This is a genomic window from Bacteroidota bacterium (assembly GCA_018816945.1).
In the GTDB taxonomy this organism is placed as follows: domain Bacteria; phylum Bacteroidota; class Bacteroidia; order Bacteroidales.
In genome coordinates, this window is sequence record JAHIVC010000097.1 from 1 (window position 1) to 15,906 (window position 15,906).

Consider the following 15,906-nt stretch of genomic DNA (forward strand, 5'->3'; position numbering starts at 1 on the left):
GCATCTTAGCTGTAATATGCTGACTCCTGAACAAGCACATTTAACATCAGGAAAACTAAAAAGAAGATGGAAAAACTATTATAAAAAATCAGTAACTTTAAATGTTTAATCTGTAAACTTTTTTTAGGACGACACACCCCTGAAACCCACCGGATCAGCAATTTAAACCCTGCGAGGGCTTAAAGCCCTCGCAGGGTTTATTGGTCAAATTTAATGAATTAACCTACTTAAGCTTTTCCAGTATAAATTCAATAGCTTTATCCAATTGAGGATCCTGTCCGTTGATGCGGTCCTTAAACGTATTTTTAATATAAATATCAGGTTTAACACCCGTCATTTCCAGATCATCTCCGTTCAGGTCGAAACAACCCCAGGTAGGCATCCGGGTTGATGATCCATCTACCATTCCCCATGAAGAAGTAAAAACTATCCAGCGATAGGTTTCGGTTCCGATAATGGTTCCAAGTTTCAAATTCCTGAAACCTGCTGCTGTCATCTCGGCGTCGCTTAAACTATGCTCGTTGATCAGCAGTACAATTGGTTTGCCTGAAGGCGCAAAATTTGGTTGCGTTGATATTTTCCCACTCCTTTGTTTCCATAGCAAATAGGGTTTTTGAGATAAAAACTGCAATACGTCGTCGTGTATATTCCCTCCACGATTATAACGAAGGTCCAAAATAAGCGCATCGCGATGTATCGCTTCAGTTGTCATATCAATCATAAAATCAGCCAGGCTTCCATCACCCATATCTTTCATAAAGGCATAAGCCACTTTACTATTTGTTTTATCATCTACCCGTTTTTGATTGTTGGCGATCCATTCATCATATAATAATGTATTCATTTGGCGCGAACTGACCGGATGCACGTTTACATTAAACTGTTTACTAGCTCTTATAAATGTAAGGGTCAATTCATCGGGTAAATTTGCAAATGAAAAATAAGTTTGCCTGTTTTTAGTGGCATCAACTACTTGACCATTTACTTTAACGAGCTTGTCGCCGGCCATTACCTTTGCCTCAAATAAGTCAAGCGGCGAATTATCAACGATTCTTGATACGGTATAAGGATTATTGGCATCGAAAACAATTCCGGTTTCAGCTGTTGCTACTTTATAGAAGGTAGTTTCTTCGTCTCCTCTCGAATTAAAACCAAGATGTGAGCCGTTTAATTCGCCCAGCATATCGTTCAACAAGGTTCTTAAATTATCCCGGTTTTTGATATATGGAAAGAATTTTTCATTCTTTTTAAGTACTTCTTTCCAATCAGCACCATGAAAGTTTCCATCATAGTAATTTTCGTCGAGTGCAGCCCAGTTTTCATAATACATTTGAACAAATTCTTCGTTCAGCATTTTGCTAAACTGATAACTCACGTCAATTTTTGCTGTTTTATTCTGTGATAAATTTAATTCATGAATGGTCCCGGAAATCAGTGCATAAATCTTATCCTTTGATTCAACAATATCACCAATTCTTCCATCCACAATTTTTTCTGTCTTTGGTCGGTCAAACGGATCCAGTTCCATTTTCCAAAGACCACTTACACCTTTATCATGATTGGATTGGAATAATACGATGGTTTGTCCTTTTACATCAATCACATAGGGTGCATACTGTTGTCCGCCCCTTACTGTTAAAGGCTCCCATCGTTTTTCGAGGTTCTTCAAATCAATGATAATTTCAGGTTTTGAAGAATCTTTCTTTTGCTCTTTTGCAAACAGGGCATCGTACTCATCCAGTTTGAATTCTTTTTCAAATCGGTATAGCGGAAGGCGGAAAAGCGAATTATTTTCGGTTCCTCTGGGAAAACTTGCTTTAAATCTATCGGCCGAAAAATAGAGGTATTTCCCGTCGGGCGACCAAGAAGGGTCATCTTCGGCAACCCCATTATTGGTGAGGTTTATACTCTTTTTTGTTTTCAGGTTGTAAACAAAAATATCGCGTTCAAAATTACGATATGCCGTATAGCTCAAATATTCATCATTAGGCGAAAATTTTGGGCCTTCACCTCTGAACCAGAATTCATCATCGATTAAATTGCTGATTTTTAGGGTAGTCAAATCAATCATTTTGATCTGTTTCGAACCACTGATATAAACAGCTTGCGTTTTATCATGATTTAATTCAATTTCCCTGCAAGTTGCCTCCTCATTGCTCAGCATTTTCTCTTCACCCTCAATGGCGGCATTAATGGTGAATAAATTTGCCCAGCCTTTACTGGTCCGGGTATAGATCAATGATTTATTATCTTTCATCCATTTTACTTCACGAACCCGCTCGGTTGCATTGGTTTTCATTTCTTTCACAAATTTCCCTTTAATGTCAGAAACAAATAATCGACCACGAGAGATAAAAGCAATTTTTTTATTGTCGGAAGAAATATCAAAAAAATCAATTTTGTCTTTGACCTCATAATTTTTAACCGTGTTTAAAATATCGGCTTCAAATAACTGAATTTCGGGTTTTGTGGTCTTATTGTTTTTAACATCATAAACGAAAAGTTGATAGTCTTTACAGAACACCACCTTTTCGCCGTTGGCACTTACCTGTGGTCGATCGATTGCAGATTTAAAACCGGTCAATGGTTTTTTAACCCCATCGGCAAAGGTATACAGGTTGTATTCTTTATTGAATTCATCCGAAACAAAATAGACTTTTCCAAATCGATCAACGGTAGGCCAAAGATCTTTTCCTTCATAATTTGTCAGCATTTTGAACTCATCCTTTTTAGGATCATAATATTTGATATCAGGATTATGATCGCCAACATATCTTTTTCGTTGAGGAAACATGAAACTCTCCCACGATTCGGTAAAATAATATCCATCCGATACCGGATCTTTCACCAAATGATGCGGCATATTAAAATAATGATCACCAAATAATCGTTGTGGGGTTCCTCCATCAATATTTACCTGAAATGAAGTAAAAGTATTGTAACGGGTTGAAGTAAAATAAACTGATTTAGAATCCCACGCCCAACTCTCAATAAAATCATTTCCATCATGAACTGTGAGTTGTTTGATGGCACCACCTTCCAAAGGCATTAAATAAACATCTGCATTTCCATTTTGCGTTGAGGAAAAAGCAAGCCATTTTCCATCAGGTGAAAATCGAGGATTTGACTCAATACCTTCCAATGCGGTTAAGCGAGAAGCTGATCCACCCGATACATTTACTTTCCATAAATCATTTTCATAAACAAAAATGATCGTGCTGGCATCCGGCGACAAAGTCGGCTCGGAAATAAAAAATGGTCCTTCATTCTCTGCTAATGAGCTTCCGCAGATCATTATAAATAAACTCAGTAAAAACAATATCTTTCTCATTTTATAAAATTTAATTTGTAAACGTTTTTTGGATTTATTTTAATTATTACCCCCGAAATTATTCAATTAACTTTCGGATTTAAGAAGCATAAATTTACAAAAAGAACCGAAATCAACTGTCTGAAGTTAATAAAATTGATAAAACACGAAAAAATTATGATAAACACGAACTATTATCCTATTTAAAAAATAATCACGGTTATGAAACCCCAAAGTTCCGAGAATTCGGGAGAAACTAATTCCGCAGCAGAGCTGCAGGGTTCGTCTTGCAAATTTCAGCCTGCCTGCTGCAGTCAGGTTCGCTTACTCCTGAAATTTGAGTCTCACGAATAAAAACTGTACCTTTACTTCGGTTGCAGAAGCTAAGAAACTTAAATAAGTAAAAACCATAAATCACCAAATTAAAAAAAGATGAAAAGCATTAAAGGAACTAAAACCGAACAAAACCTGTTGAAAGCATTTGCAGGCGAATCACAAGCACGGATGAGGTATGATTATTTTGCTAAACAAGCCAGAAAAGAAGGACTGGAGCAAATTGCCTCTTTATTTGAGGAAACCTCATTCAATGAAAAAGCCCATGCCAAGAGATTTTTCAGATTTTTAGAAGGTGGTATGGTGGAAATTACCGCTTCTTATCCGGCCGGAATTATCGGTAGCACTTTGGAAAATTTAAAGGCATCCGCTGATGGCGAAAATGAAGAATGGACCGAACTTTATCCCGAATTTGCAAAAATTGCAGAAGAAGAAGGATTTAAAGAAGTTGCAACCGCTTTTAAAATGATTGCCAAGGTTGAGAAAGCACATGAAGAAAGATACCGAAAACTATATAAAAATCTGGAAGAAGGCCGTGTTTTTGAACGGGAAGATGTTTATGTATGGAAATGCAGGGTTTGCGGTTATTTGCATGAAGGTAAAAAAGCATTGAAAAATTGTCCGGCATGCTTGCACCCGCAATCGTATTTTGAATTACAGGAAACAAATTATTAGTAGACTTAAGATATCAGATTTTTGACTGTCGATTGTTTATTTTCGATTTATTTTTAAATAAAGATGGTTTCTTAGCGACAATTAACCTTTTTATTTGTTGTACTTGGGTTTTGTAGTGTTTGCAGGTAATCAGTCGTTCTAATCCGGCTTGGATGTTTTTAAGGTTACTTTTAGCTTGTCTAATTGATCGGCAACAGATCGGTCATTACAAAGATGAACAACTTTATTTTGCCCACCAATTTTACCGCTGAGTTCCATGTATTTTTTAAACCCGCTCGACCTGACCGGGGTGATTTTTAAAGGCTGCAGGATATTTCCTACGATCAAGTCGTCGTAATAAATGTTCTTCTTTCGTAATAACAGATCTAGTTTTTTCCCTAATGAATGGAGGTCGTTTGATGCTTTTTCAAACTCTATAAACCACTCGTGGTAAGGGAGTTCATTGTTTTCCGGGTTTACCTGCGGAGCCACGGTAAACTCAATGATTTGGATATTTTCTATTTGGGCCATCTCCTCAATTGCGCTTTCAACTTCTTCGGCTATTACATGTTCTCCAAAAGCAGAAATAAAATGGTTAATTCTTCCGGTAACTACTATTTTATAGGGGTTTAGCGAGGTGAATTTGATCGTGTCACCTATTAGATAACCCCAAAATCCGGCATTTGAATTTACGACAAGCGCATAGTTTTTATTCAGTTCTACATTTTCTATACAGATTCTATTTGGGAATGTTGACATGGATTCTTCCGCAGGTATAAACTCGTAAAAAATGTTTTCGTTGAGCAATAAGAGGAGGTCTTTTTCTTTAAGACTGTTCTGGTAGGCAAAAAATCCTTCGGAAGCGGGATACACTTCAAGGAAGTCAACATTTGGACCAATGAGTTTTTTAAATGTCTTTTTATACGGATTGAAATTGACACCGCCAAAGACGATTAATTGAAGTGCCGGAAATACTTCTTTGATGGTTTTTTTACCGGATCGTTCTAAAACTTTCATGAAATACATTTGAAGCCATGGAGGAATCCCACCGATTAAGGTCATATTCTCATCAATCGTTTCTTCTACCACAGCATCCACTTTTTCCTCCCAATCATCTATACAATTGGTTTTAAATGAAGGGAGACGGTTGCTTTGCAAATATTTTGGAACGTGATGCGCTACAATTCCGGATAAACGACCAGTTGGAATGCCTTTCGTTGATGATAATTCCGGACTTCCCTGAAGAAATATCATTTTACCGTTCACCAGTTCGGGATGATTGTTCTCATGAATATAGTTTAACAAGGCGTTTCTGGCGCTGTTAATATGATTGGGCAATGATTCTTTACTAATGGGAAGGTATTTGACGCCGGAGGTGGTTCCCGAACTTTTGCAAAAATAAATGGGCCTGCCCGGCCACAAAACATCTTTTTCGCCACTCTTGACACGTTCAATATATTCCCTTATATCTTCATAACTACGAATCGGAACATGTTTTTTAAATGATTCATAGTCGTGTATCTGGGCGAAATGATGGTCCTTGCCAAACTTTGTTTCTTTACCTTGACTGATCAAATAATTTAAGGTCTTTTTCTGATATTCAATTCCGTTCGAAACCCACTTGTTTGTTTTTCTTACGATGATTCCGGCAAACATTTTAGTCAACCATTGTTTCCCTCTCATGATTACTTATTTATTGATTCTTCGAGAAACTTTAAATAAACTTTAGCCCCCATATATAGCCCTTTTATAGGTATTCTCTCATTTTCTGCGTGAATACACTTTAAATATTCAATATCCAATTCAATTGGAATAATTGAAAATCCCTGAATACCCTTTGATCGAAAAGGGCCAACATCATTATAGTTCGGTAGCATGATCGGTATAGTGGTCACGTTTTCGTAGGATGCAAAAATTGCAGATTCAAGATGGCTATAAAACAGGTTTTCAATGCTTGATGCCATGGTAGGGCCCTTAGCTGCCACAATACCGATGCTAATCTCGTCATTTTTGAGTTTCTTTTGAATGAATTTGATCGTTTTTTTCTGCGGGTATTCAGGAAGCAATCGACAATCCAGGGTAACCGAAACCTTATTGGGTATTTGATTGATTGCCCCGGAATTGCTGTTAATGGAAGTAATTGTTATCGTATTAGTGAATAGTGAAAATATTTCCGGTTTATTTCGAAGCTTCTTTGATAAGATGAACTTGAAGCATCGCGGATGTTTCAACACGAATTTCGTTATACATGACTTTTGCTTACCTATGGCCTTTAATATTTTTATGTTTTCTTTTGTATAAATGAAGGGAGTCTTTTTCTTGGCCAAATTCGACAATGCAATGGTCATTTCTTTAATAGCGTATTGCAACGGCGTCACCGATCCATGTCCTAAAGTGGGAATACTCAGTTCTAAATGCAACCATAATGGTCTTTTTTGCACTACCGAAATTCCAAATATCGGATCATCTGTCTCTGCTTCGATGAGGTCACTCAATTCTGTCGCTCCTTCGCCTATGACAACTACAGGGTTTAAGTCGTGTAGATATTTATTCAGAACATACTCAACTCCTCCATCACACATGGTTTCTTCACATGAAACGGCCAAGAAAGTGACATTGTATTTAGACTCTATTGTATCATATTTGGATTTGTACTCCAATAAGCTGAATAATTGCATGATTGCAGCTCCCTTGTTATCAAATGCGCCTCGTCCCCAGACTTCTGTATCAGAAATATATCCGGAAAAAGGGGGGTGGATCCACAAATTTGAGTCACCCTCATCCACAACATCTATATGATTTAACAGAATGATGTTAGGCAGATTGTTTTCTAATGGCAACAGGGAGGCGCCAAAGTTGTAATTGGCATCTTCGTTACCATATTCATAGATATAAAGTCCGTTTTCACGGCAAACACTTTTCAGCCAGTCTCCGGCATATTGCTCATGACTGCTTAATGATTTATGCTGAATATATAAACTAAGTACTTCGGGTGCCGACAGCATTTTACTGTTTACAGAAATTCTGAAAACCGAATCAGCGAAATTTGCTTCGGCAATTGTTGAATATCCAGTGAAAAATGATAATAAAAATATAAGTTTCAAACGCATTTATCGTAAGTTTAAAAAGTTTATAACTATAAAATTACATTAGACCATAAGGTTTTGCCGCTAAGAACATACCACATAGTAAAATAAATAAAAAGCATTGAACTTACCAAACATCAAAAGCCCAAATACAATAAATAGGCTGTTACGTGTTCGTGAATTATTGTCTGAGATTTAGTAAGTTTCACATTATCAACACATAAGATATTAGATTGGGTTTCAAGTTTCAACCTGCCTGCCAGGCAGGGTTTCAAGTAACAAGATATCAGATCAGGTCTGTGGGATAAGAAATAAATCCCTGCAAACGATGCATTAAACATGATTCAATTAAAAATCATTATTTCGAGTGGTGCCGTTCTTTTAAAACCGCCTCAATATCAAATAATTGAAAGCCTTTTGCTTTTAGCAAAATTAAATAGTGATAAAGTAAGTCGGCAGCTTCGTTTTTAAAGAGATTATCGTCATGGTCCTTTGCTTCGATGATCAATTCAACCGCTTCTTCACCCACCTTTTGTGCGACTTTGTTGATCCCTTTTTTAAACAAACGATTGGTGTACGAATCATCGGCATTGTCGTCAATTCGTTGTTGGATGATTTGTTCGAGCCTATAAATAAATTGTGGATCTTCCTCCTGAAAAAAGCAGGAAGTATTTCCGGTGTGGCAAGTCGGTCCTTCGGGCCGGGCCCTTATTAAAATGGTATCATTATCGCAATCATGCTGCAGGCTTTTAACCCATAAAAAATTACCTGAACTTTCACCTTTTACCCATAAGCGCTGCTTACTGCGACTATAAAAACAAACCTTTCCTTCTTTAATGGTTTTTTGTAAGGCTTCCTCGTTCATATAACCCAGCATCAGTACCTGCAATGTTGCAGCATCCTGAATAATGGCCGGAACCAGTCCGTTGGCTTTTTTGAAATTAATGTTTATGTTGTTTTTCATTTATTAAGTATTTAGTATTAAGATACCAGACTCAAGACACAAGATTTAAATTTTAGAATATTTGGTAACTGAATTTACCCATCTGTTTTAGCTTTTAGCCCTGAACTTTATAACTCATAACTCATAACTCATAACTCATAACTTTTATCTACTGTCTTCTGTCTTCTACATTCTGACTTCTACATTCTTTTCTTTTAAATATTTCTTCAGTTCCGGTATCGGAATTTCCCCAAAATGAAAGATACCTGCAGCTAATCCTGCACTGGCTTTGGTTTGTTCAAACACTGCTTTAAAATGTTCCATTTTCCCTGCTCCTCCCGATGCTATGACCGGAATGTTCACCGCTTCACAAACCCGATTGGTAAGGTCAATCGCGAATCCTTCTCTGCACCCATCGTGATTCATAGAGGTGATCAGGATTTCTCCGGCCCCTCTTTTTTGGGCTTCTTTTGCCCACCAAATGGTTGAATAATTGGTGGGGGTGCGACCACCATCTACATAAACCACATCATCCGTTTTGCAGCGTTTGCTGTCGATGGCAACTACCACACATTGGTTGCCGAATTGACCGGCTATTTCCGTAATCAGTTCAGGTCTTTTTACTGCCGAAGAGTTTATGCTCACTTTGTCGGCACCGGCTTTGATAAGGGCCGACACATCTTCAATCGCATTGATGCCGCCTCCAACCGTAAACGGAACGTTGATTTCAGCAGCAATTCTTTCAACCAATTTTATCAGGGTTTTCCTTTTTTCGATAGTTGCCGTGATATCTAAAAACACCAATTCGTCAACCCCTTGTTTTACATAAGCCTTAGCAAGTTCAACCGGATCTCCGGCATCAATTATATCAATAAAATTTATTCCTTTAACCGTTCGTCCATCGCGTATGTCGAGGCAGGCAATGATGCGTTTTTTTAACATAGTTCAGCGAGTTCTTTCAAATTAATTTTGTTTTCATAAATGGCTTTTCCGATAATTACCCCTTCGCAGCCAATTGCTTTGAGCATTTTAACCTCTTCGATGCTCGAACATCCGCCACTTGCAATCAATTTCAAATTAGTCCGGTTTAGTATTTCCACATAAAGATCAATGGCTGAACCTAGCAACATTCCATCTTTTGAAATGTCGGTACAAATAAGGTATTTAATGCCTTTTTGTTCGTACGAGCGAATGAATTCGATCATGTCAATATCTACGGCATACTTTCTCCAACCGTTGGTCGCAATCTTTCGGTTTAAAACATCCATTCCCAAAATGATTTTATCAGGGTTATATTTTTGCAGGATACTGAAAAATAATTGCGGCTTCTGAACTGCCATGCTCCCTGCTGTAATTTGCTTTGCACCGCAACTGAAAGCCAGTTCAACATCTGAAATTGATTTTATTCCTCCGCCAAAATCCACCCTTAAATTTGTTTTTTTAGTGATGGATTCAAGCACTTTATGGTTAACAATTTGTTTTGATTTGGCTCCATCCAAATCAACCAGGTGAAGATAACTGAAACCGAACCCTTCAAACATTTTTGCCATTTCGAGCGGATCTTCTCCATAAATCTTTTGCGTGTCGTAGTCACCTTTGGTGAGTCTTACACATTTCCCGTTAATAATGTCAATAGCCGGTATAATTCTCATAGCTGTAAAAAGTTTTTAAGGATTTGTTCTCCAACTTCTGCCGATTTTTCGGGATGAAATTGAGTTGCATAAAAATTTCCACTTTTCATGGCGGCACTAAATGGAAGAATGTAGTTGCTTTCTGCAATCGTATTTTCGGAAAGCGTGGCATAATAAGTATGTACAAAATAAACATCATTCTCCAGTTTGATCCCAGTGAAAATTTCGTCTTTTATCCTGGTGAAATTATTCCAGCCCATATGTGGTACTATGTCTTCAGGAGGGAATGCTTTTACATTTGCGTCAAAAATTCCCAAACATTCCGTTTTGCCTTCTTCCGAATATTTACACATCAACTGCAGGCCCAAGCAAATGGCCAATACAGGTTGTTTGAGCGATTTAATGCAAATATCCAGTTTGTGTTCTTTCAGGTATTTCATAGCTGATCCGGCTTCGCCAACACCCGGAAAAATCACCTTGTCGGCTGCCCTGATTTCTTTAATGTCATCCGTTACCTTGCTCTCGTAACCAAGCCGATCAAGTGCATTTTGCACCGAACGGATATTTCCTGCATTGTATTTTATAATTGCGATCATAAGCTTCCTTTTGTGCTTGGGATTTGAAAATTATTGGTTTTTGAACAAGCCATTTTTAAGGTTTTGGCAAAAGCTTTAAAGATGGATTCGATTTTATGGTGCTCGTTTGTTCCTTCCACTTTAATGTTGAGATTGCATTTTGCATTTTGGCAAAACGAACGAAAAAAATGTTCAAACATTTCTGTAGGGACATCCCCGATTTTTTCGCGTTTGAAGTCAGCGTTCCACACAAGCCACGAACGGCCTCCAAAATCGAGGGCAACCTGAGCCAACGAATCATCCATCGGAAGCAGAAACCCATAACGCTCAATTCCTTTTTTCAATCCCAATGCTATATCAAAAGTTTCGCCAAGCGTGATGGCCACATCTTCGATGCTGTGGTGTTCGTCCACCTTCAAATCGCCTTCAACCTTGATGTTTAAATCAAAATTACCATGACGGGCTAATTGATCGAGCATGTGGTCGAAAAATGCCAGGCTCGTATTCATTGACCCTTTTCCGGTTCCATCTAAATTGAGTTCAATTTCGACTCTGGTTTCCATAGTTTGACGGATCACCCTTGCGGTTCGAGGTTTTTGCTTTAACCACTGATAAATTTCCGCCCAGTTTTGAGTAATTAAATCTGCATCGGCATTTGCTTCTGCACTCAAAAAAATCGATTTACAGCCCATGTTTTTTGCCAACTGAACATCCGTTGCCCGGTCGCCAATCACACAGGAATTCGCCAAATCGTAATTCCCTTTTTGGTAGTGGGTAAGCATGGCAGTTCCGGGTTTACGAGTAGGTGCCTGATCTTCGGGAAAGCTTCTGTCGATTAAAATTTCGGCAAATTGAATCCCTTCATTTTCGAATGCCTGAATAATTTTGTTCTGAGCGGGCCAAAAGGTGTTTTCAGGAAATAAACTCGTGCCTAATCCATCCTGATTGCTTACCATCACCAGTTCATATTCCAGCTCATCGGCAATTCGCGCAAGATATTGGAATACGCCCGGGTAAAATTCCAGTTTTTCCAAACTGTCGAGTTGTAAATCAATGGGTGGTTCAATCACCAGGGTCCCATCCCGGTCGATAAAAAGTATTTTCTTCATCATAAAATATTTTTAAGTGCATTGATTAGTTTTTTGTTTTCGGATGGCTTGCCAACACTAAGCCTTAAGCAATTTTCAATTACCTGGTTTCTGTTGCGGATGATGATTTTACGATCGAGAAGTTGTTGGTAAACCTTGTTTGCATCCTTTACCCGAATTAAAATAAAGTTGGCATCAGAAGGGTAAATCTTCTCAATCCCTGCTATATTATTCAGATTAAGGATGAGTTGATTTCTTTCAGCGATCAGGGTGTTTAATTGTAAAATTGTCATCTCTTTATCAGCCAGTTTTTTCAGTATTTGCTTTTGGTTGGGGCTACTGATGTTATAAGGGGGTTTTACCTTATTTAAATACGACACGATTTTTTTATCAGCAAAGGCCATTCCTACGCGTGCTCCGGCCATTCCCCAAGCCTTACTGAAAGTTTGTGTGACGATGAGGTTTGGATACACTGAAAGCTTTTTCATCCAGGAACCTGCATTTGCAAAATCAATATAAGCTTCATCAATAATTACAATTCCCGGGAAGTTTTTAAGAATAAATTCAATGGTTACAGTCTGCATTAAGTTTCCGGTTGGATTGTTTGGCGAGCAAATAAATACGATTTTTAATTCGGTATCATTTAAAAACTGGATCGCATTTTTAAGGTCGATTTGAAAATTTTCGTTAAGGAGAAGCTTGATCATTTCCACCTCGTTGATTGCCGCCGAAACTTCGTACATGCCATAAGTCGGGGTAAAACTGAGTACCTTACTTTTTCCGGGCACACAAAAAATCCGATAACATAAATCGATGATTTCATCACTTCCATTGCCCAGAAAAATCATGCCTTCATCAATTTCTTTTAAAAGGCTGATTTGTTTTTTAAGTTCCTTCTGATAAGGATCAGGGTAACGGTTCAAGGTCCCAAAGGGATTTTCATTGGCATCCAAAAATACCCCTTCTTTGCCGCTAAATTCATCACGTGCGCTTGCATAAGGCTTCAATGCACGGATATTGGGTCGAACTAAGTTTTCTATGTCAAACATTTTTTACGATTTTAATCCTCCTTCGCGTTCGCTGCGGCGAACGAGCAGGGATTGGTTAGTTTTTAGTGTTTTAGTGGAACTATTTGCCTCCAAAGATTTTAATGACTTCAATTGATTCATTCTGATTGTTACTGCGTTTTTGTGTGCCATGAGCTGCTCGGCTTCGGCCATCATTTCGATGGCAGGGCCAATGCGCTCTAATCCTTCTTTACTTATTTCCTGAAAAGTGATTTTTTTCATGAAACTTTCTACTGAAACACCGCTATAATTGCGGGCAAATCCATTGGTAGGCAATGTGTGATTAGTGCCACTGGCATAATCGCCCGCACTTTCACAACTATAATTTCCGATGAAAACGGATCCGGCATTTGAAATTTGGCCGAGGTATTTTTTTGCATTTTTTATGGCAAGGATCAAGTGCTCCGGTGCATATTTATTACTGAGTTCAATGCACTCCTCAATATTGTTGAGTAAAATTGCACGACTGTTTTCGAGTGCCTTTTGAGCGATTGCTTTTCTGGGTAACAGGTTCAATTGTTTTTGAATCTCTTCCAAACTCTTTTTAATAATTTCTTCACTATCAGAAAGCAAAATAACCTGACTATCGGTGCCATGCTCAGCTTGTGAAAGCAAATCGGCAGCAATAAATTCAGGGACCCCACTTTCGTCGGCAATGATGAGTACTTCGCTAGGTCCGGCGGGCATATCGATAGCCAGACCGTATTTAAGTGCTTCCTGTTTGGCGGCAGTTACATATTGATTTCCGGGACCGAATATTTTATCTGCTTTCGGGATGCTTTCTGTTCCGAAAGTCAAAGCTGCAATGGCTTGAATGCCGCCAACTTTAAAAATGGTTTCGATCCCAATTAGTTCGGCAGCATATAAAATAGCCGGATTAATGTTTCCATTTTTATCGGGTGGTGTACACAAAATGATTTCTTTACATCCAGCAATTTTTGCAGGAATACCCAACATTAAAACGGTTGAGAAGAGGGGAGCAGTGCCTCCGGGGACATAAATCCCAACCTTCTCGATCGGACGATCTTCGCGCCAGCAATTCACCCCTTTGCTTGTTTCTATTTTAACAGATTTTTGAATTTGAGCTTTATGAAAGATTTCAATGTTATTTTTGGCAAGTTTCATCGCTTCCTTTAATCTGCCTTCGCGTTCCGCTTCGGCAGACGAGATGGGGTGGCATAATTCCCCAGAGCTTGTTACGGAAGAAAGGGTCCAGGGCTTGCCTTGGGATTTAATGCCATTTATTTCATCACTTAAGCCCGACGAATTTTTGATCCTGTTTTTGTCAATCTTAACCTCTTCGATTTTTACTTTATCGAACAGATAAGTATAGTATTTCAGTGATACATCTCCATTTTTTTTGATGTCGGAAAATACTTCTTTTACCAGTTGATTCAGGTTTTCTGAGTCAATAAATGGACGTTGAATGAGTTTTTCCAGTTCGGTCGAGTCAAATTTATTACCTGTATTGTTTGTGTATTGCATAATGGTTTTTTTAGAGGATCATTTTTTCGATGGGTGAAACAAGTATTCCCTGGGCGCCAAGGTTTTTTAGTTGAGCAATGATGTTCCAGAAATCATCTTCACGAACAACCGAGTGCAAGCTGCTCCAACCTTCTTCGGCGAGCGGAAGGACCGTAGGGCTTTTCATCCCGGGTAATATTTTACAAATGCCCTTGATCGCACTATTGGGGGCATTAAGTAAGATATATTTGTTAGCAGAAGCATCCCGAACTGATTTGATTCTGAATAAAAGCTGATTTAAAATGTTTTCCTTTGCTTCTGTTAAATTTTTGCTTGAGATTATTACGGCCTCACTTTGTAAGATGGTTTCAACTTCCTTGAGTCCGTTGGTCAGGAGTGTGCTTCCGGAACTTACTATGTCGCATATGGCATCGGCCAGACCTATTCCCGGAGCTATTTCCACACTGCCACCAATTTCTTCCACACTGGCGCTTATGTTGTTTTTATTTAAAAAATCGGATAATATTTTCGGATAACTGGTGGCTATTCGCTTATGGTTGAAATATTCTAAATTGAGGTATTGATCTTCTTTTGGAATTGCTAAACTTAGCCTGCAACTGGCAAAGCCTAATTTTTCAATAACTCCGACATTTTTATTTTTTTCGTATACTTCATTTTCTCCAAGGATTCCAATATCGGCAACCCCTTGTTCAACATATTGAGGGATATCATCATCGCGTAAGAACAGGATTTCAATCGGGAAATTGGTAGCGGCAGTTTTTAGCTTGCTGATTCCATTCGGAAGTTTAATGCCACATTCTTTTAAAATGTTTATCGATTTCTCACTTAACCTTCCTGATTTTTGAATGGCAATTTTTAGTTTACTCATTGTTTTTTATTTGTGTTTGAGTAAACCGTTAGGAAATAAAAAAACCCGATTGATTTACTCAAACGGGTTTAGAAATATTTTTAGATTACATATATCAATTCCTCCTCGCCTGAGTGCCAGTATGAAAATGATGATGATGTAATTTATTAAATGTCATTTTGTTTGTTTTTTTGAGAATGCAAATGTAAATATATTTTTAAATGCACAAACTATTTTTTTATAATATGCTAAAAAAATCAAAATCGGTTATTTAACCCTCAACCGGGAGTTGCCTGAAAAATCCTTCCTGAAGTGATAGAAATGTTTCAGTGCTTGTGATTTCAGGTATGGACTGTATTTTTTTAACAATAATTTCCTTTAGATGTTCATTATCCCTTGAATAAATTTTAATTAGCAATGAATATTGTCCGGTTACATGATGGCATTCTACGATTTCTTTAATTTGTTTAATCTTGGCAAATACTTCTTCGTGGGTACTGACGGAAGATAGCTGAACCTGCAGTCCGATAAAAGCACAAGTGGTAAATCCAACACCTTTGGGGCTGATATTGAATTGTGAACCTGTGATTACATTAGCCTCTTGCAATCGTTGAATTCGTTGGTGGATAGCTGCTCCGGATACATTGCAGGCGCGCGCAATTTCGAGAAAAGGTGTTCTGGCATTCTTAGTCAATAAACTAAGAATTCTTCGGTCTAAACTGTCTAAGTGAAATTTTGTGTCCATCGTTTTTAAAAGTTTACTTATGATTTTGGCAAAAATAATAAATTTCACTTATGAATTTCAAAAAAAACTAACTATATTTTCGATTTTCATAAGCATATACCAAAAGGTGCTTTCAAATTTTTTATATTTGAAAGATTGAACC

At 37.9% G+C, this 15,906-nt stretch carries 13 protein-coding genes; 1 reads left to right on the top strand and 12 read right to left on the bottom strand.

Features of this window, described 5'->3' with window-relative positions; translation table 11 throughout:
• Positions 1 to 223: 223 nt before the first annotated feature.
• Positions 224 to 3,331 (bottom strand): peptidase S41, encoded by a 3,108-nt coding sequence (locus tag KKG99_13980; GenBank protein MBU1014104.1) that lies wholly within the window; start codon positions 3,329 to 3,331, stop codon positions 224 to 226.
• A 411-nt stretch (positions 3,332 to 3,742) separates the two neighbouring features.
• Here KKG99_13980 and KKG99_13985 point away from each other — a divergent pair, with 411 nt between their 5' ends.
• Entirely contained in the window at positions 3,743 to 4,318 is a 576-nt protein-coding gene (locus KKG99_13985; GenBank protein MBU1014105.1) for a rubrerythrin family protein, read from the top strand.
• A 138-nt stretch (positions 4,319 to 4,456) separates the two neighbouring features.
• Here KKG99_13985 and KKG99_13990 read toward each other — a convergent pair whose 3' ends face one another.
• From KKG99_13990 to KKG99_14040, 11 genes are all read right to left on the bottom strand, one after another.
• Complete coding sequence (locus KKG99_13990) at positions 4,457 to 5,980, bottom strand: GH3 auxin-responsive promoter family protein (GenBank protein MBU1014106.1); 1,524 nt, start codon at positions 5,978 to 5,980, stop codon at positions 4,457 to 4,459.
• 2 nt (positions 5,981 to 5,982) lie between these two features.
• The gene (locus KKG99_13995; GenBank protein MBU1014107.1) at positions 5,983 to 7,407 is read right to left on the bottom strand and encodes a M20/M25/M40 family metallo-hydrolase; all 1,425 of its coding nucleotides are present in this window, start codon (positions 7,405 to 7,407) and stop codon (positions 5,983 to 5,985) included.
• A 334-nt stretch (positions 7,408 to 7,741) separates the two neighbouring features.
• Positions 7,742 to 8,347: a bifunctional phosphoribosyl-AMP cyclohydrolase/phosphoribosyl-ATP diphosphatase HisIE gene (locus KKG99_14000; GenBank protein ID MBU1014108.1), complete on the bottom strand. Its 606-nt coding sequence runs from the start codon at positions 8,345 to 8,347 to the stop codon at positions 7,742 to 7,744.
• A gap of 165 nt (positions 8,348 to 8,512) precedes the next feature.
• Entirely contained in the window at positions 8,513 to 9,268 is a 756-nt protein-coding gene (hisF, locus tag KKG99_14005) for an imidazole glycerol phosphate synthase subunit HisF (GenBank protein ID MBU1014109.1), read from the bottom strand.
• A complete protein-coding gene (gene hisA / locus KKG99_14010) occupies positions 9,262 to 9,978 on the bottom strand; it encodes a 1-(5-phosphoribosyl)-5-[(5-phosphoribosylamino)methylideneamino]imidazole-4-carboxamide isomerase (GenBank protein MBU1014110.1) in 717 nt (238 codons plus the stop codon). Before hisA ends, hisF begins: the two co-directional genes overlap by 7 nt.
• Positions 9,975 to 10,553, bottom strand: a complete 579-nt coding sequence (gene hisH / locus KKG99_14015; protein MBU1014111.1) for an imidazole glycerol phosphate synthase subunit HisH — start codon at positions 10,551 to 10,553, stop codon at positions 9,975 to 9,977. The genes hisA and hisH overlap by 4 nt, the downstream gene beginning before the upstream one ends.
• Positions 10,550 to 11,641 carry a bifunctional histidinol-phosphatase/imidazoleglycerol-phosphate dehydratase HisB gene (gene hisB / locus KKG99_14020; GenBank protein ID MBU1014112.1) on the bottom strand — a complete coding sequence of 364 codons (1,092 nt, stop codon included), beginning with the start codon at positions 11,639 to 11,641 and terminating at the stop codon, positions 10,550 to 10,552. The genes hisH and hisB overlap by 4 nt, the downstream gene beginning before the upstream one ends.
• Positions 11,641 to 12,669 carry a histidinol-phosphate transaminase gene (gene hisC, locus KKG99_14025; protein MBU1014113.1) on the bottom strand — a complete coding sequence of 343 codons (1,029 nt, stop codon included), beginning with the start codon at positions 12,667 to 12,669 and terminating at the stop codon, positions 11,641 to 11,643. Before hisC ends, hisB begins: the two co-directional genes overlap by 1 nt.
• Positions 12,670 to 12,672: 3 nt before the next feature.
• The gene (gene hisD / locus KKG99_14030) at positions 12,673 to 14,172 is read right to left on the bottom strand and encodes a histidinol dehydrogenase (GenBank protein ID MBU1014114.1); all 1,500 of its coding nucleotides are present in this window, start codon (positions 14,170 to 14,172) and stop codon (positions 12,673 to 12,675) included.
• A gap of 10 nt (positions 14,173 to 14,182) precedes the next feature.
• Positions 14,183 to 15,040 carry an ATP phosphoribosyltransferase gene (locus KKG99_14035; protein MBU1014115.1) on the bottom strand — a complete coding sequence of 286 codons (858 nt, stop codon included), beginning with the start codon at positions 15,038 to 15,040 and terminating at the stop codon, positions 14,183 to 14,185.
• A 250-nt stretch (positions 15,041 to 15,290) separates the two neighbouring features.
• Entirely contained in the window at positions 15,291 to 15,764 is a 474-nt protein-coding gene (locus KKG99_14040; GenBank protein ID MBU1014116.1) for an Lrp/AsnC ligand binding domain-containing protein, read from the bottom strand.
• Positions 15,765 to 15,906 lie beyond the last annotated feature (142 nt).